Source organism: Microlunatus sp. GCM10028923 (genome assembly GCF_042666975.1).
Classification (GTDB): Bacteria; Actinomycetota; Actinomycetes; order Propionibacteriales; family Propionibacteriaceae; genus Microlunatus.
This window is the reverse complement of record NZ_JBHTFF010000014.1, coordinates 175,597-192,127: the sequence shown is the minus strand read 5'-3', so window position 1 is coordinate 192,127 and position 16,531 is coordinate 175,597. Positions and strand designations below refer to the sequence as shown.

Below are 16,531 nucleotides of genomic sequence, written 5' to 3'. Positions count from 1 at the left end.
ACCTCGAACGGTGGGCCGATCTCAGAGGCGGTCGGCGAACTGGGTCCGGGCCACCGGCACGACCTCGCTGACGAAGCGCTCCAGGCCGGCCCGGCGGACCGGGTCGAAGAGTTCCAGTTCGCCGACGTGCTGCACCTCGTGGCCGAGCGCGGCGTGGTAGCGGCCTAGTTGATCAAGGACCTGCTCGGCGCTGCCGACGTAGTACGAGCCGGTCGCGACGGCCTGCTCCAGCGTGTCGAATGGAAGCTGCTGCTTGAACGAGTGTTTCAAGCCCAGGAAGCGTTTCCGGAAGATCGGTTCGAACTCGGCCAGGGCCTGTTGCGAGGTCGCCGCGACGTGTACGGCGGCGGCGCCCGCGCCGACCAGGGCGTCCTCGGGCCGGTGGCCGTGGGCGGCCCAGCGTTCGCGATAGTGCCCGACCAGCTCCGCGTACTGCTCCAGCCGGCCGGTGACGTTCGCCGAGAACAGCGGATCGCCGAACCGGGCCGCGAGTTCGGTCGACCGGGTGCTGGTGGCCGAGCCGTGCCAGACCCGGGGCGGGGTCTGCAGCCACCGCGGCCGCGGTGAGAAGTCGATCAGGTCGGGACGGTAGCGGCCGGACCAGGTCACCGACTCCTCCCGGATCAGCCGATGCAGCAGGGCGTACTTCTCCTCGTTTCGATCCCACTGATCATCGTTGGTGTAGCCGAACACCCGCGCCTGCGTCTCCGTGTTGCCCTTGCCGATGATCATCTCGACCCGGCCGTCCGAGATGTTGTCCAGCGTCGCGTAGTCCTCGGCCACCCGGACCGGGTCGAGCAGGGACAGCACCGTGACACCGGTGAACAGCCGCAGCCGGGTGGTCCGAGCCGCGATCGCCGCGAGCAGCACCGGCGGCGAGGAGATCTCGGTGTCGGCGGTGTGGTGCTCGCCGACCCCGAAGCCGTCCAGCCCGGCGTCCTCCGACCACACCGCGGCCTCGATCACCCGGCTCAGCCGTTCCTTGGAGGTGAGCGCCGGCTGTTCCGGCGTAGCGCCGTTGAACCCGAGGGACAGTCCGACGAACCTCATCGGGCCACCGGATTCCACTCACCGGCGGTGACGCCGAACGGCAGCGTGTTCCCGGCCGGCGGCTTCGGGCAGGTGCCGTACGGGGTGAACGCGAACGGCAGGTTGGCCGCCCGATTGAAGTCCAGCTGCACCAGGCCCGGACCGATCGGTTCGACCGGCAGCACCCGCCAGGCCGCGGTCGCGGCCCCGTTCGTGCGGTCGTGAAACAGGATCGTCAACACCCCACGACGTAGTCCTCCCCCGCTTCGCTCCTCCGAACTACGCCGCGGGGACCCCGAAAGAGTGGTTCCATGATCACCGAAGACCAGCAGCCGGTGCTCGGCGCCGTCGTGCTCGAAGATCACCTCGCCGGTCGCGAGCCGATCATGGACCAGACCCGGCTGCGCGCCGTCGACCCGGATCGGCCGGGGCTCGGCGTACGGACGGAACTCGGCGTCGATCACCCAGGACGGATCGAAGGCGTAGCTGCCGATCCCGGCGAAGGCGCGCAAGGCCGGCGCTGCCGGGTCGTACACCCGGAGCCCGTACCGGCCGGTCCGGCGGACCACCTCGATCTCGATCCCGGCTCCGAAGCCGAGGAACCGCACCGCGCCGGCCTCGGCCACCTCCACCGCGACCGTTCCGGACAGCGGACGGTCCTCGGACAACAGGACCAGGCCGTCCGCGCCGGAGGCCGTCACCTCGGCACCGCCGGCGCCGGCCCGCCACTCCCCCGGCAGGCCGGGGAACCGCTCGGGTTCCGAGCCCAGCCAGTGCAACGCGACCTGGCTCAGCACACCGAGCGGTTCGGCGAGCCGACGTTCCCGCTCCACCCGCCACTCCTGCCAGGCCCGTTCCCGGTGCACCAGTTCATGATCGATCTCGGTCATCTGCCCCTCACTAGTTCGCCGCGTTCGCTGTCGCCGCCCGGAATGGCGGCGAGAAGTTCGGTGGTGTACGGATGCTGCGGCTGCTCGAAGATCCTCCGCACCGGCCCGGTCTCGACCAGGACGCCGCGGCTCAGCACCCCGACCCGATGCGCGATCTGGCGGACCACCGCAAGATCATGAGAGATGAACAGCAGGCTCAGCCCGAGCTCGGACTGCAGCTCGGCCAACAGGTCCAGGATCGTCGCCTGGACCGAGACGTCGAGGGCCGACGTCGGCTCGTCGCAGACGACGAGTTCCGGCTTCGGCGCCAGGGCCCGGGCGATCGCGACCCGCTGGCGTTGCCCACCGGACAGCTCGGCCGGCCGGCGGCGGCCGAAGTCGGCCGGCAGCTCGACCCGGTCGAGCAGGTCCGCGGCCCGACGGCGTTGCGCGGCCCGGTCGCCGAGCCCGAAGGCCCGCAATGGTTCCATGATCAACTCGGCCACGGTGAGCCGCGGGTCGAGGGAGGCGTACGGATTCTGGTAGATCAACTGGAACCGGCGCCGCTGCCGCCGCAACGCCTCGCCGCGCAGCCGGGTCAGGTCGGTGCCGTCGAAGATCACCGAACCCGAGGTCGGCTGCTCCAGCCGGACCGCGATCCGGGCCAGGGTCGACTTGCCGGAGCCGGACTCCCCCACCAGGGCGAACGTCTCGCCGCGCCGGACGATCAGGTCCACCCGGTCCGCAGCACGGACCGTGCCGGCCGGGCCGGGCAGCGCGAAGTCCTTGGTCACCTCGCGCAGCTCCAGCAGCACGGGGCGTTCCGCCGCGTCCCGGGGCCGCTCCGGGACGGCGACCGAGTTGAGGCTCGGCGCGGCCTTGATCAACTGTTCCGTGTACGGGTGCTCCGGCCCACCGAGCAGCCGCGCCGCGGGTCCGGTCTCCACCACCCGGCCCGCCCTCATCACGACGATCCGCTGGGCCCGCTCGGCGGCGACCGCCAGGTCATGGGTGATCAACACGACGCCGGTGCCGAGCCGGTGGGTGATCTCCTCGATCCGGTCCAGGATCCGGCGTTGCACCGTGACGTCCAGGGCGCTGGTCGGCTCGTCGGCGATCAGCAGCGCCGGGTCCGCGACCATGGCCATCGCGATCAACGCCCGCTGCCGCATCCCGCCGGACAGCTCGTGCGGGAACTGCCGGGCCCGGATCTCCGGCCGGTCGACCCCGGCCAGGTCCAGCGCGTCGACCGCCGAACGCCGGGCCGAGGCCCGGTCTGCCAGTCGGTGCACCCGGAGCACCTCGGCGATCTGATCACCGATCCGGACCACCGGATTCAATGCGGTCAACGGATCCTGCGGGATCAGGCCGATCCGCACGCCCCGTACACCGCGCCAGCGGCGTTCCGGGAGCCGGGCCAGGTCCTCGCCGTCGAAGTCGATCACGCCGGACTCGATCCGCGCGGCGGCCGGCAGCAGGCCGACGATCGCGTGGGCCGTGGTCGACTTCCCCGAACCGGACTCGCCGACGACCGCGAGCACCTCGCCGGCTCCCACCGACAACCCCACCCCGTCGGCCGCGACGACCCGGCCGGCGCCCGTCCCCCGACCGGTCGTCCGGTAACTGATCGTCAGGTCGTCGATCGCCAGCAGCAGGCTCATCAGGCCGCCCGTTCCGTACGTTCCAGCGCCCGGGCGATCCGGTTCGCGGCCAGCACGCTGGCCACCACGACCAGGCCCGGCATCGTGGTCAGCCACCAGCCGGTGTCCAGGAAGTCCCGGCCGGCCGACACCAGCGATCCCCATTCGGGCGTCGGCGGCTTCGCCCCGTACCCGAGGAAGCTGAGCGACGACACGGCGAGCAGCGCGGTGCCGAAGTCGAGGGCCGCCAGCACCAGCACCGGGCCGACCGAGTTCGGCAGGACGTGCCGCAGCACCACGGTGAGCGGCCGGACGCCGAGCGAGGTCGCCGCCTCGACGTAGGTGCTGACCTTGACCCGCAGTGCCTCCGAGCGCATCACCCGGGCGCAGCTCGCAACGCTGCCGAACCCGACGGCGATCGCCACATTCACGGTGCCGAAGCCGAGCGCGATGATCAAGGCCAGCGACAGCAACAGGCCCGGGATCGCCATCAGCACGTCCATTCCGCGCATCAGCACGGCGTCCAGCCAGCCGCCCGCGAACGCGGACAGCAGGCCGATCGCCCCGCCGACGACCACGCCGACCGCGACCGCGATCAAGGTCGCCTGGAGCGACAGTGCCGATCCGTGGATCACCCGGCTGAACAGGTCCCGGCCGATCTGGTCGGTGCCGAACGGGTGTACCGGCGACGGCGGTTGCAGCAGCGCCGCCGGGTCCACCGCGTACGGATCCCGCCCCGTCAGCAGCCCGGGCGCGGCCGCGGCGAGCAGCACCAGGACCAGCCAGAGAGCCGAGATGATCAAGCCGGGCCGGAGCCAGCGGGCCCGGTGCGCCATCCCGGCTCGCCGGTCGGCTGTCGGGGCCGCGGTGGAATCGGCCACGCGATCTTGAACCGGTGCGTCCAGGGTCGCCGTCATGATCTTGCCTCCTCGGCACTCGTACGCAGGTTCCGGCGGACCAGCACGATCCGCGGGTCGAGCAACGGATAGACCAGGTCGATGATCAAGGTGCAGACCACGACGATCGCGGCGCCGAAGACGACGATCCCCAGTGCCAGCGGGATGTCCTGGGTGCTGACCGCCGTCGCGGTGAGCTGGCCCAGGCCGGTCCGGGAGTAGACGGTCTCGGTCACCACCGCGCCACCGAGGAACTGGCCGACCAGGATCCCGACGATGGTCAAGGTGGGCAGGGTGGCGTTGCGTGCCGTGTGCCGGAGGTGCACCCGCGCCCGCGAAGCGCCCTTGGCGCTGGCGAGTTCCACGTACGCCGACGTCGCCTCGGACCGAAGGCTGCGGGCGAACACCTGCGCGATGATCGCGCCGCCGAGCACGGCCAGCGTGACCGACGGCAGGACCAGGCTGGCGAAGCCCTCGTTGCCGAAGGCCGGGAACCAGCCTAGCCGGAACGAGAACACCTGCAGCAAGATCAACGCCAGCCAGAAGCTCGGCACCGAGACCCCGAGCGGCGGCAGCGACAGCAGCAGTTGGCGCAGCCAGCCGACCCTCAGATAGGTCGCGACCAGCGCCAGTCCGCCGCCACCGATCACGGCGATGACCGCGCCGAGGCCGGCGATCTGAGCGGTAGCCGGCACCGCGGCCAAGATCGATGCCGCCACCGGACCGGTCCGCGGCGACGTGCCCAGATCCCCCTGCAGCAGGGCCACCAGGTGCTGCAGGTACTGCACGCCGACCGGCTGGTCGAGGCCGTACTGGGCCCGCAGTGCCGCGATCTGCTCCGGCGTCGCGGTGCTGTTGGCCGGGTCGCCGCCGGAGGCGATCAACGCGGCCGGGTCGCCCGGGAGTCCGTACAAGATCACGAAGGCGAGCGTGTACGCGGCCCACAGCACCGCGAGCGCCTGGGCCAGCCGGACCGCCAGGTACCTGATCATGCCGACCGCCTAGCCGGATCCGGAGCCGGCGACGGCGCCGTGCAGCTGCAGCCGCGAATAGGAGTCGAACCGGACGCCCTCGACGCCCTTGGCCAGCCCGAGCACCGTGGTCAGCTCGAACACCGGGATGCCGTACGCCTCGTCGATGATGATCTGCTGCGCCTGGCCGGCCAGCCGGTTCCGCTCGGCCTGGTCGTTCGTCGCCTGCTGGCCGTCCAGCAGCTTGATCAACTTCCGGTCGGACAGCCCGTACGGCGTGTTGCCGTTCTGCCAGTAGACGTTGCGCAGGATGTCCGGGTCCGGCCTGGTGCTGTTGCCCCAGGACAGATCGAACTCGCCGGTCGCCAGCTTCGACTGCAGGTCGCCGATCGGCGCCGAGTTGAGATCGAGCTCGATGCCGACCTCGCGGGCCTGCTGCTGGATCAGCTCCAGGGCGGCCTGGTTGGGGTTGAAGTTCGTGCTCCAGTACGTCAGCAGGGTGAGCCGTTTGCCTTCCTTGGTACGGATCCCGTCCGGCCCGGGCGTCCAGCCGGCCTGGTCGAGCAGCTGCCGGGCCCGGTCCGGATCGGACTGCAGCCCGGCCGACAGATCGACCCAGCCGGGCGTGGTCCGGGCCAGCGTGCTGGACGCCGTGCCGAAGCTGGGACTCAGCACCGCCTTGACCACTGCATCCCGGTCGATCGCCGCGCTCAGCGCCTGCCGGACCCGGACGTCGGTCAGCGGTGCCCGCTTCAGGTTCGGCCGCAACGCGAACACCTGGCCTGGGTTGGGCCGGACCTGCAGCGTGAACCCACCCGCCTTGAGCGCGGCCTCGTCCTGCGGCGGCACGCCGCCGATCGCGTCCACCTGGCCGGACTTGAGCGCACCGGACCGGACCCCGGACTCGGGGATCACCTTGAAGATCAACTTCTGGCTGACCGCGGCTCCGGATCGCTGCCACAGCGACGATCCCCAGGCGTAGCCCTCGCGGCGGGTCTCCACCACCTCGGTGTTCTTGGTGTAGCGGTCCAGCACGAAGGGGCCGGAGCCGATCAGGTTGCCGGCACACCGCTCGGCCGGCGGAGTGGCCAGCGAGGACGGCGCCAGCAGGCCGAGGAAGTGGCTGGCGCTGGCCTGCAGGAACTGCGCGTTCGGCGTCTCGAACTCGACCCGCGCGGTGAGCTCGTCGACCACAACGGTGCGCCGGTAGCCGGACAGGAACTGCAGCGCGTTGGGCTGCTCGGCGCCGTGCTGGATGATCTCGTCGAAGTTCTCCTTGATCGACTTCGCGCTCACCCGGCCGCCGTCGGAGAACGTGACGCCGTCCCGCAGCGTGAAGGTGAACTGCCTGGCGTCGTCACTGGCCTTGAACGACTCGGCCAGCCACGGCTTGATCTCGCCGGTCTCCGGATCCTGATCGGTGAGCGAGTCGACCAGCTGCCGGGACGGGTAGGCGCCGTCGTTGTTGCCGGCCACCCGCGGGTTGAGGCAGCTCGGGTCGGACGCGAGAGCGAACGTGAAGGTGCTGTCGGCGGCGGGCTGCCCGGCCTGCGGACCACCGCCGCAGCCGGCCAGCAGCAGCGTGGCGGTGACGCCGATGATCACCGCGCCGGCCCGCACGCTGATCATGAGTCCTCCGCCAGCCGGGCGAACTGCCCGTCGTGGTAGACGAGTGGGCGGCCGTCTCGTACCTCGGCCTCCACGATCTCGCCGACCACCAGGCTGTGATCACCGGCGTCGACCAGGTGCCGTACCTCGACCGTCATCCAGGCCAGCACGTCCGGCAGAATCGGCAGCCCGGCCCGGTTGCGCCGCCAGCCGGGGACGCGGGCGAACCTGTCGATCCCGCTGGTGGCGAAGGTGGTCGCCAGTGCGGACTGATCATGGGCCAGCAGGTGCACCGCGACCGCGGCGGCACTTCGCAACGCCGGCCAGCTGGAGGACCGGCGGTTGATGTTGAAGCTGAGCAACGGCGGCTCCGCGGACAGCGAGCTCAGCGAGGTGGCGGTGAAGCCCACCGGCGCGGACCCGCCGACGGTGACCACGGCGACTCCGGCCGCGTGCCGGCGGAACAGGTGACGGAAGGTGCCGTCGGCCAGGCGCGGGCCTGGGCCGGGCGTGGTGGGAATCGGTTCGGCGCTCACGCTGAGGTCCTTCCGGAGGTGGGTTCGGTGAGTATGGATTCGAAGGCGGTTCGGGCTTGCCCTGCGACAGGCTCAGGGGGCGTTGTCGGGGCGGGCAGGCCGAGGTTGTCCCGCAGGGTCGGGCCGGCATAGTCGGGGCGGACCAGGCCGCGCCGGCGCAGGTCCGGCAACAACCCGTTCACCACGAAGTCGTGCTGGGTGTCGTCGGCCAGGTTGCCGACGCTGATCACGTCCAGCACCCCGGCCCGGAAGCGTTCCTCGATCGCGTCGGCGATCTGCTCCGGCGTGCCGGCGACCGCCCAGTGGCCGGTGTCCTGGGCCGCGATGATCAACTCGCGCAGGGTGCGGCCCTGCCGGATGTAGTCGGCGAAGATCTCCACCCGGCCGCGCCGGCCGTTAATCGAGGTGAGGTCCGGGATGATCGACTCCGGCACCCGTTCGTCCAGGCCGATCCCGGTCAGATCGACCCCGCCGCCGAGCATGTCGATCAGGCGCTCCCGGCCGCGGTCCAGGTCGAACGCCTCCTCCCGCTCGCGGACCTGGCGCAGCGCCTCGGCCTCGGTGGCGCCGTAGGTCGCGTGCAGCGAGCTGAAGATCAACGGCAGTCCGCCCGGCCGGCCCAGCTGCGCGGCCCGGCTTCTGATCATGGTGGTGTACGCCCGCGCATGATCGAGGGTCGGCAGCGAGGTGAACACGGCCTCGGCGTAGCGGGCGCCGAGCTCGACCCCGGCCTCGGATTGGCCGGCCTGGAAGATCACCGGCCGGCCCTGCGGCAGCGGCGGGATGTTCAGCGGCCCGGCCACCGTGAAGAAGCGGCCCCGGTGATCGATCGGCTCGACCAGGTCCGGATCGAGGACCGCGCGGCCATGATCACCTCGCCGCAGGGCCCCGGGCCGCCAGCTGTCCCACAGGGCGTTCGCCACGTCGAGCACCTCCGCCGCCCGCGCGTACCGCTCCTCGGGACTGGGCAGCGGAACGCCGTAGTTCTCCTCGCCGATCGAGGAGGTGACCAGGTTCCAGGCGGCCCGGCCGTTGCTGACATGGTCGAGGGTGCCGAACAGCCGGGCCAGGTTGAACGGGTGATGGAACGTACTGGTCACCGTCGCGATCAGGCCGATCCGCGACGTGATCCCGGCCAGCGCCGCCATGAAGATCAACGGCTCCTGATTGCCGATCGGGCCCTGCGCCCCGAACCGCAGCAGGTCCGCCGTGAAGAGGGCGTCGATCCGGGCGTCCTCGGCCCGGCGCGCGATGATCTTGGCCTGCTCGATCGTGGACCGGTCGGGGTCGACCGCCTGGTCGTACACCTCGGAGCCCTGGCCGCCGGCCCCGGCGACCGTCGCGATCGTGCGCGGCGGAGTCGAGGTCGCCATCAGCTTGCCTCCGCCGCGACCGGGGCGAGGGTCCGGCGGCTCAGCGGCGGCCGCAGCCCGAGATGCTCCCGCAACGTCGCGCCGGCGTACTCGGTCGGATAGACGCCGCGGTCCTGCAACGCGGGCACCAGCAGGTCGACGATGTCGTCCAGCCCGTGCGGCACCAGGTACGGATGCAGGTTGAACCCGCCGACCACGCCGGACCGCACGTAGTGCGCCAGCTGGTCGGCGACCTCGCCGGCGGAACCGACGAACCCGCGGGACTTCGTGAAGTGCAGCACCAGCTGGCGGATCGTGTACTCGTTGGCCTCGGCGAGGTCCCGCCAGCCGGCCACCAGTTGCGCCGGCGTGAGGTTGTGGCCGACCGTGCCGCCGCTGACGCTCACCTCGTCGATCACCGGATCGATCTCGGGCAGCGGGCCGTCGACGTCGTACTCGGAAAGATCACGACCCCAGCCCTTCTCGATGAAGGCGAGCGCCGCCCGCGGCGTGACAGTCTGCTGCCGGATCCACTCCGCCTTCTGCTCTGCTTCGGCGCTGGTCCGGCCGACGATGATGCTGGCGCCGGGCAAGATCACGATGTCGTCGGCCGGCCGGCCTTCCCGGACCAGGCGGCGGCCGATGTCCTCGGCGAACGCCCTCGCCTCCTCGAACTCCGCGTGCCGGGAGAAGATCACTTCGGCCTGCCGGGCAGCAAGATCACGGCCGCCGTCCGAATCCCCGGCCTGGAACAGCACCGGCTGCCCCTGTGGGCTCGGCGGCACCAATGGATGCACGGTCAGGTCGTAGAACTCGTCGGCATAGTGGACCGGCGGGACCGGAGCGCTCCAGACATCCGGGCCCTGGGTCCGGAACGCCTCGTCGGGCCAGCCGTCCCAGATCGCCTTGATCGCCCGGACGTGTGCCTCGGCATGCGCGTACCGCTGATCATGAGGGAGGTAGCCGCCGCGCCGGAAGTTCTCGCCGGTCCACGCGTTGTCGGTGGTGACGATGTTCCAGGCGGCCCGGCCGCCGCTGAGCAGGTCCAGCGTGGACAGCCGTCGGGCCAGATCGATCGGGTCGTTGTAGGTGGCGTTCTGGGTCGCCGCCAGGCCGATCCGGCTGGTCACCGCGGCCAGCGCGGTCAGCACCGTGATCGCGTCCGGACGTCCGGCGACGTCATGCGTGTTGAAGCCGTCCAGGTGTTCCCGGACCCGCTGCCCGTCGCCGACGAAGAACGCGTCGAACAGCCCGCGCTCGGCCGTCTGCGCCATGGTCGCGTACGACGCGAAGCTGACCTGGTCACCGCTCTCCGGCTGTCCCCAGACCACGGACCCGATGGCCGGGTAGAAAACGCCGAAGTGCACCCGGGCGTCCGGCCGCGGATAGTCCCCATTCGCCATCGTGATCATCACCTTCCCGCCGCTGCGGCGTATCGGTTGGCCGGCCGCGGCAGTCCGAAGACCTGGCGGAGGGTGCCGCCGGCCGGCGGCGGTACGGCCTTGCCGTGCTCGCGGAGCGCGGGCAGCACGGCACGTTCCAGGACCGCGAGGTCGAGATCGATTACCGCCGGCCGCAGGACGACACCGTCCACCGCACCGGAGAGCCGGCGCAGCAGAGCGACCAACCCGGCCGGGTCGCCGACGTGGCGCAGCCCGCGAGCCGGCCAGTCCGCGTGCCGGTCAAGCTCGACCAGCCGCTGCGCCGCCGTCCGGTCCGGCAGGTCGAGCAGCACCTCGACCTCCGCAACGACCCGCGCGGTGCCGAGCGTCCGGGCCCGGTCGGCGGTCGTCGCCGCCTCCAGCTCGGACGTCGCTTCGATCACCGTGACGTCCACCCCGATCGGGTCGGCGCCGGCCCAGGGAGCGAAGACGACCGGCTGGCCCTGCGGCGGCCGCGGCGTGATCAACGGGCCCCGGACCGAGAACGTCGCACCGTTGAAATCGACGTGGTGCAAGCGATCGCCGTCGAGATAGCGGCCGCTGACCCGGTCCCTGATCACCGCGTCGTCCTCCCAGGAGTCCCACAGCCGCCGGGACACCTCGATCACATCGGACGCCTCCCGACGCAGCGAAGCCGGAGCGATCACTGCCGGCCGCCCGTACCCTGCGGCCAGCTCGGCCGAACCCGACGCGGCCACCCACCAGCCGGCCCGGCCGAGTGTCGCATGATCAAGACTGGCCAGCTGAGTGGCGACGTGGAACGGTTCGCTGAAGACGACCTCGGTCTGCGCGACCAGGCCGATCCGGCTGGTCAGCGGGCCGGCGAACACGGCGAGCTGCACGGCGTCCAACCGGCCGGTCACGTTCGGCGCCGTCCCGGGCGGCAGCGGCGAGTCGTCAAAGATCACGTAGGAGAAGCCGGCCCGTTCGGCCGTCTTGACCAAGGCGGTGAGCCGCTCCGCCGACAGTTGGCGCTCCGGCGGCTGCTCCGCGTACCGCCAACCGGCCGGATGCCCACCGTCCACGGCGATGCCGACCGCGAACGCCCCCGTCGTGGTCACGCGACGACCTCCTCGCCGGCGCGGCGGCGGACCAAGGGCACGACCGGATCCGGCCAGGGCGGATCCGGAATCGTCCGGCGCAGGACCGGCGCCACGTCGGCCTGGAACAGTTCCAGGCTGTCGACGTAGCCGGCCTGATCAAGATCACCGCGATGGCCGGAGATCGAGATCACCGAGTTGCCGAAGGCGGCGTGGTAGCGGCCGATCTTGTCGATCACCTGCTCCGGGCTGCCGACCAGCGCCGAGCCGCGCTCCAGGTAGTCCGCGTAGTCCCGATAGAGGGTGAACGTGCCCGGCAGTTGCCCCGAGTCGGCGACCCTGGCGGCGAACCGCTCGTAGACCGGCCGGTACGCCTCGATCGCCTGCTGCGAGTTCCTCGTCACGTACGCGGTGTGCCCGGCGCCGACCAGTGCGGTCCCGGGATCGCGGCCGAGGCCGGACCAGGTGTCGCGATAGTGGTCGATCAACTCCGCGTACCGGGTGATCGGGTTCATCCCGTTGGCCGAGAACACCGGATCGCCGAACTCGGCGGCCAGTTCGACCGAGCGCTCGGCGGTGGCCGAACCGTGCCAGATCCGGATCCGCGGCTGCAGCGGCTGCGGATGAACCCGGGCCCCGTCCAACGGCGCGGTCCGGATCGAAGGAACACCCGGCGGCGGGCTCCAGGTCACCGGCTCGCCGGACCAGAGCGCCCGCAGCAGCCGGTAGTTCTCGGCGATCGTGTCCCAGGCGTCGGTCCGGCCGATCCCGAACAGCTCGACCTGCTCCGGTCCGTTGCCCTTGCCGATGATCAACTCCACCCGGCCGCCGGAAAGATGATCAAGGGTCGCGTAGTCCTCGGCGACCCGCACCGGATCGAGTACGGAGAGCAGGGTGACCCCGGTGAACAGGCGGATCCGGCGGGTCACCGCGGCGATGTGACTGAGGACGACCGGTGGCGCACTGGACAGGAACGGCTCGTGATGCCGCTCCCCGACCGCGAACCCGTCGAACCCGAGCTCCTCGAACAGCACTGCGTTGTCGATCACCTCGGAGAACCGGTCGGTCGGACCGGTCCTCCCACCGTCCGCCGACTGTCCGTTGCTGATCAGATCGAGCCCGATGATCTTCACCATGCCGACACTCCCCCTCGACCGAGGACATCGCTCATTGCCCCCATTCCCTAGTAACAAAGTAGGCTATAAAACCGGTTGATCAACCCCGTCTCGATTCGTGGACCGCTTTCCGCGTTGCCAGGTCTAGGGTTCGATGGAACCGGAAGAGTCAGCAGATGAGGAGTCGCCCATGCCCACCGACCTGCCGTTCGACGAGGTCCTCAGCACCACCCGCGCCGTCCGGCGGCGGCTCGACCTCGACCGGCCGGTCGACCCGGCGGTGATCGACGAATGTCTGCAGCTCGCGCTGCAGGCTCCGTCCGGCAGCAACTCCCAGCGCTGGCACTTCATCGTGCTCACCGACCCCGAGGTGCGCCGGCCGATCGCCGAGCTCTACCGCCGCAGCGCCGGGCCGTACCTCGACCAGCGCGGCGCGGGTGCCGCCACCGGGCCGCAGCGGCGCGTGCACGACTCGGCGCGCTATCTGCACGACGTGATCGACCGGGTGCCCGCGCTGGTCATCCCGTGCCTGCAGGGCCGGCCCAGCGGCGACAACCAGGCCGGCTTCTTCGGCTCGATCCTGCCCGCCGCCTGGAGCTTCTGCCTGGCCCTGCGGTCACGCGGGCTCGGCTCGGTCTGGACCACCCTGCATCTGGCGTACGAACGCGAGGCCGCCGAGGTGCTCGGCATCCCGGACGACGTGACCCAGGCCGCCCTGCTCCCGGTCGCGTACACGATCGGGACCGACTTCAAGCCGGCCGCCCGCAAGCCCCTGGACGAAGTCCGCTCCTTCAACGGCTGGGCGACGGTCGCGGACCAAGATCGCTAGGGAGCCAAGATCGCTAGGGAGGTTGTGGCACAGGATTGCACTTTGCTCTCGCTCACCGGCCGAGAAATCGGTGCCCCGATGCGACAAAGTGCAAAATCGTGCCACTCGACGCCGCTTGAGCACGGCTCGCGATCAGCCGCGGTTCAGGCGACTGCCCCAGTGAGCCGGGTCAGCCGGTCGAGGGCACCGGCGGCGGCCCAGCGGTCCACGGCACCGCCAAGATCATCGAGCTGAGCCTCCGTCAGGGCGAGCGCGTTGGTGGGCAGGGCGGCGCCGAGTTCGCGGAGCACCGGCTGCAACTGCAGGTCGGTGGACAGGGTGTGGGCCGGGGCGCCGGCGACGATCACCGGCACGGCGATCACCTCGGTCAGCGATCCGGCTCGGAAATGATCAAGGAAGGCCTTGAGCAGGCCGGTGTAGGCACCCTTGTACGACGGCGTCGCGATCACCGCGATCGTGCTGGAGACGACCCGCTGCACCGCGGCGTCGACCTGCGGATGGTCGGCCGCGAACAGCTCGCCGGCGAGGTCGGACAGCTCGATCGGTTCCGCGACGTCGCCCTTGAGTTCGCGGCCGAGCAGGTCGGCGGCGGCGGACGCGACCCGCAGGGTACGGGACCCGGGGCGCGGGTTGCCGGAGACGACGGTGATCGTGATCGACATGGGGATTCTCCTTGTCAGTGGTGGTTCCAGGCCTCGGCGAGCAGCCGGTAGGAGCGGACCCGGTCGGCGTGCCGGTGGGTGATCGTGGTGATGATCAACTCGTCCGCGGCGGTCGCCTCGGCCAGCCGGTCCAGCCCGGCGACGACCTGCTCCGGCGTACCGACGAACTGGGTCTGCAGCCGGTCGGCGACCAGTTCCTGATCATGGTCGGTCCACGGCAGGACGGCGGCCTCGGCCGGGGACGGGAACCGGATCGCCCCCTCGCCGGACCGGATGCTGCGGACCCAGTGCCGGTAGCCGCTCGCCAGCTCGGCGGCCCGCTCCTCGGTCTCGGCGACGACGACGTCCGCCGACACGGCGACCTGCGGCTGCTCCAGCCGTGGGGACGGGCGGAAGGCGGCCCGGTAGCCCTCAACCGCCTCCAGCACCCGCTGCGGCGCGACGTGGTAGTTCGCGGCGAAGGGCAGGCCGCGGGCCCCGGCGAGTTGGGCACTCTCGCCGCCGCTGCTGCCGAGGATCCAGATCTCCAGCTCGGCCCCTTCGCCGGGAATCGCGTGCAACGCGATCCCGTCGGCGGACCGGTAGTCCCCGTCCAGCAGGGAGAGCAGATCGGCCACCTGGTCGCCGTACTCCTGATGATCACGACGGCCGAACAACTCGGCCTGGGCCCGGAACCGGGGCGACTCGGCGAGCCTCGCGAACAGGTCCTTCGGCGCGGCCGGCAGCGGCAGCCCGTTCGGCGCCGTCGCCGGCGGCGAGGGCGGCGAGGTCGGAGCCGGACTCCCACCCGGTACGGGAGCGCCCGGCTTCCGGCTCGCCGAACGGCCGAGGCCGAGGTCGAGCCGACCGGGATGGACCGCGTCGATCAGGCCGAACTGTTCGACCACCCCGAGCGCGGTGTAGTGACCCGCCAGCACGGCACCGGACCCGACCCGGATCGTCGTGGTCGCCGCCGCGATCAGCGCGATCGCCACGATCGGCGCGGACCCGGCGACGCCGGGATTGACGTGGTGCTCGGCGATCCAGAACCGCCGATAGCCGTACGCCTCGGCCTGCCGGGCCAGGTCGATCGCGTTGCCGACCGCCTCCGGCACCTGCTGCCCGCTGGTGACCGGGATCAGGTCGAGCACCGACAGCGGGACGCGCCGGCCCGCGGTCACGACGCCGCCCGGTGCGAGGCCGGATCAGCCGCCGGCTGCTGCCCGGCCGGCGGCAGCCCGAGCCGGTCGCGGAGCGTGCCGGGCTCGTACTCGGCCGGATAGACACCGAGGTCCTGCAGCTCCGGCACCACCCGGTCGACGAACTCCTCCAACCCGCCCGGCGTCAGGTGCGGGACCAGGATGAAGCCGTCCGCCTCTCGGTTCCGGACCGACGCGGCCAGCTGCCCGGCCACCTGCCGCGGCGTGCCGATGAAGGACCGGCTGGCGGCGACCTCGATCATCAACTCCCGGATGCTCAGGTTCTTCGACCGCGCCAGGGCGCGATAGCGATCCGCCAGGTCGTTCTCGTCCAGCCGCCGGGACTGCCCCTGGACCACCGCGGGTCCGGACCGGTCCGGGTCGAACGACGGCAGCGGCCCGTCCGGATCGAGCTCGGACAGATCGGCGTTCCAGACCTGGCCGAGCAGGGCCAGCGCGGTCTGCGGCGTCACCTGGCCGCGGCGGATCCGGTAGTCCTCCTCGTGCGCCTCCGCCTCCGTGTCGCCGAGCGCGAAGCCGACCCCCGGAAAGATCTTGAGGTGATCGGGATGGCGCCCGAACGACGCGGCCCGCTGTTTGAAGTCCGCATAGGATTCCCGCCGCCGCTCGGCGGTGTCCCACCAGCGGGCGAAGATCGCGTCCGCGGTCCGGGCACCGAAGTCCCGGCCGTCCGCGGAGTCGCCGGCCTGGAAGATCACCGGATGGCCCTGTGGCGGCCGCGGAGTGTCGAAGGTCCCGGTGATCGTGAACTGCTCGCTGTCCCGGGCGACCGGCCGCACCGCTCCGGGACGCAGAAGTTGATCATGATCGGCGACCACGGCATCGTCGTCCCAGCTGTCCCAGAGCTGCCGCGCCGCGGCCACGGTGTCCGCGGCGCGGAGGTAGCGGTCCTCCTTGGCCAGATAGCCGCCGCGGCGGAAGTTCTGACCGGTGAAGGCGTCCGACGAGGTGACCACGTTCCAGCCGGCCCGGCCGTCGCTGAGCAGGTCGAGGGTGGCGAACTGCCGGGCGAGTTCGTACGGTTCGTTGAACGTCGCGTTGATCGTGCCGACCAGTCCGAGGTGCTCGGTGACCGCGGCGAGTGCGGCCAGCACCGGCAGGGTGTCCGGCCGGCCGACCACATCAAGATCATGGATCCGGCCGTTGCGTTCGCGGAGCCGCAGTCCCTCGGCCAGGAAGAAGAAGTCGAACAGCCCGCGCTCTGCGGTCTGGGCCAGGGTGCTGAACGAGGAGAAGGCGATGTGACTGCCGGACCGGGGATCGGACCAGACGGTGTGATGGTTCACCCCCGGAAAGTGGGCGGCGAGGTGAACCCGTGGCTGTTGTTCGGCCATGGTGCGGCT

The 16,531-nt window shown here is 71.2% G+C and carries 15 protein-coding genes; 1 reads left to right on the top strand and 14 read right to left on the bottom strand.

From position 1 onward, the window contains the following. Positions 1-21 precede the first annotated feature (21 nt). The 11 genes from ACFQU4_RS28920 to ACFQU4_RS28870 are packed head-to-tail and all read right to left on the bottom strand — an operon-like array spanning position 22 to position 12,519. Positions 22-1,050 carry an LLM class flavin-dependent oxidoreductase gene (locus ACFQU4_RS28920; RefSeq protein WP_377498786.1) on the bottom strand — a complete coding sequence of 343 codons (1,029 nt, stop codon included), beginning with the start codon at positions 1,048-1,050 and terminating at the stop codon, positions 22-24. After that, complete coding sequence (locus tag ACFQU4_RS28915; RefSeq protein WP_377498784.1) at positions 1,047-1,919, bottom strand: DUF1684 domain-containing protein; 873 nt, start codon at positions 1,917-1,919, stop codon at positions 1,047-1,049. Before ACFQU4_RS28915 ends, ACFQU4_RS28920 begins: the two co-directional genes overlap by 4 nt. After that, positions 1,916-3,559, bottom strand: coding sequence for a dipeptide ABC transporter ATP-binding protein (locus ACFQU4_RS28910; protein ID WP_377498782.1), 1,644 nt, complete (start codon positions 3,557-3,559; stop codon positions 1,916-1,918). Before ACFQU4_RS28910 ends, ACFQU4_RS28915 begins: the two co-directional genes overlap by 4 nt. Continuing rightward, complete coding sequence (locus ACFQU4_RS28905; protein WP_377498780.1) at positions 3,559-4,455, bottom strand: ABC transporter permease; 897 nt, start codon at positions 4,453-4,455, stop codon at positions 3,559-3,561. The genes ACFQU4_RS28910 and ACFQU4_RS28905 overlap by 1 nt, the downstream gene beginning before the upstream one ends. Beyond that, positions 4,452-5,426 carry an ABC transporter permease gene (locus tag ACFQU4_RS28900; protein WP_377498778.1) on the bottom strand — a complete coding sequence of 325 codons (975 nt, stop codon included), beginning with the start codon at positions 5,424-5,426 and terminating at the stop codon, positions 4,452-4,454. Before ACFQU4_RS28900 ends, ACFQU4_RS28905 begins: the two co-directional genes overlap by 4 nt. A 9-nt stretch (positions 5,427-5,435) precedes the next feature. Continuing rightward, complete coding sequence (locus tag ACFQU4_RS28895; protein WP_377498776.1) at positions 5,436-7,034, bottom strand: ABC transporter substrate-binding protein; 1,599 nt, start codon at positions 7,032-7,034, stop codon at positions 5,436-5,438. Next, positions 7,031-7,549 (bottom strand): flavin reductase family protein, encoded by a 519-nt coding sequence (locus ACFQU4_RS28890; RefSeq protein WP_377498774.1) that lies wholly within the window; start codon positions 7,547-7,549, stop codon positions 7,031-7,033. Before ACFQU4_RS28890 ends, ACFQU4_RS28895 begins: the two co-directional genes overlap by 4 nt. Beyond that, positions 7,546-8,922, bottom strand: a complete 1,377-nt coding sequence (locus ACFQU4_RS28885; protein WP_377498772.1) for an NtaA/DmoA family FMN-dependent monooxygenase — start codon at positions 8,920-8,922, stop codon at positions 7,546-7,548. Before ACFQU4_RS28885 ends, ACFQU4_RS28890 begins: the two co-directional genes overlap by 4 nt. Beyond that, entirely contained in the window at positions 8,922-10,304 is a 1,383-nt protein-coding gene (locus ACFQU4_RS28880) for an NtaA/DmoA family FMN-dependent monooxygenase (protein WP_377498770.1), read from the bottom strand. Before ACFQU4_RS28880 ends, ACFQU4_RS28885 begins: the two co-directional genes overlap by 1 nt. An 8-nt stretch (positions 10,305-10,312) precedes the next feature. Further along, a complete protein-coding gene (locus ACFQU4_RS28875) occupies positions 10,313-11,404 on the bottom strand; it encodes an LLM class flavin-dependent oxidoreductase (protein ID WP_377498768.1) in 1,092 nt (363 codons plus the stop codon). After that, positions 11,401-12,519 (bottom strand): LLM class flavin-dependent oxidoreductase, encoded by a 1,119-nt coding sequence (locus ACFQU4_RS28870; RefSeq protein ID WP_377498766.1) that lies wholly within the window; start codon positions 12,517-12,519, stop codon positions 11,401-11,403. Before ACFQU4_RS28870 ends, ACFQU4_RS28875 begins: the two co-directional genes overlap by 4 nt. A 169-nt stretch (positions 12,520-12,688) precedes the next feature. Between ACFQU4_RS28870 and ACFQU4_RS28865 the strand changes: the two genes are divergently transcribed. After that, positions 12,689-13,327 carry a nitroreductase family protein gene (locus ACFQU4_RS28865; protein ID WP_377498764.1) on the top strand — a complete coding sequence of 213 codons (639 nt, stop codon included), beginning with the start codon at positions 12,689-12,691 and terminating at the stop codon, positions 13,325-13,327. A 143-nt stretch (positions 13,328-13,470) separates the two neighbouring features. Here ACFQU4_RS28865 and ACFQU4_RS28860 read toward each other — a convergent pair whose 3' ends face one another. The 3 genes from ACFQU4_RS28860 to ACFQU4_RS28850 are packed head-to-tail and all read right to left on the bottom strand — an operon-like array spanning position 13,471 to position 16,522. Next, positions 13,471-13,989 (bottom strand): NADPH-dependent FMN reductase, encoded by a 519-nt coding sequence (locus tag ACFQU4_RS28860; protein WP_377498762.1) that lies wholly within the window; start codon positions 13,987-13,989, stop codon positions 13,471-13,473. 14 nt (positions 13,990-14,003) lie between these two features. Further along, positions 14,004-15,149 (bottom strand): LLM class flavin-dependent oxidoreductase, encoded by a 1,146-nt coding sequence (locus ACFQU4_RS28855; RefSeq protein ID WP_377498760.1) that lies wholly within the window; start codon positions 15,147-15,149, stop codon positions 14,004-14,006. After that, on the bottom strand, positions 15,146-16,522 hold the full coding sequence (locus ACFQU4_RS28850) for an NtaA/DmoA family FMN-dependent monooxygenase (RefSeq protein ID WP_377498757.1): 1,377 nt from the start codon (positions 16,520-16,522) through the stop codon (positions 15,146-15,148). Before ACFQU4_RS28850 ends, ACFQU4_RS28855 begins: the two co-directional genes overlap by 4 nt. Positions 16,523-16,531 lie beyond the last annotated feature (9 nt).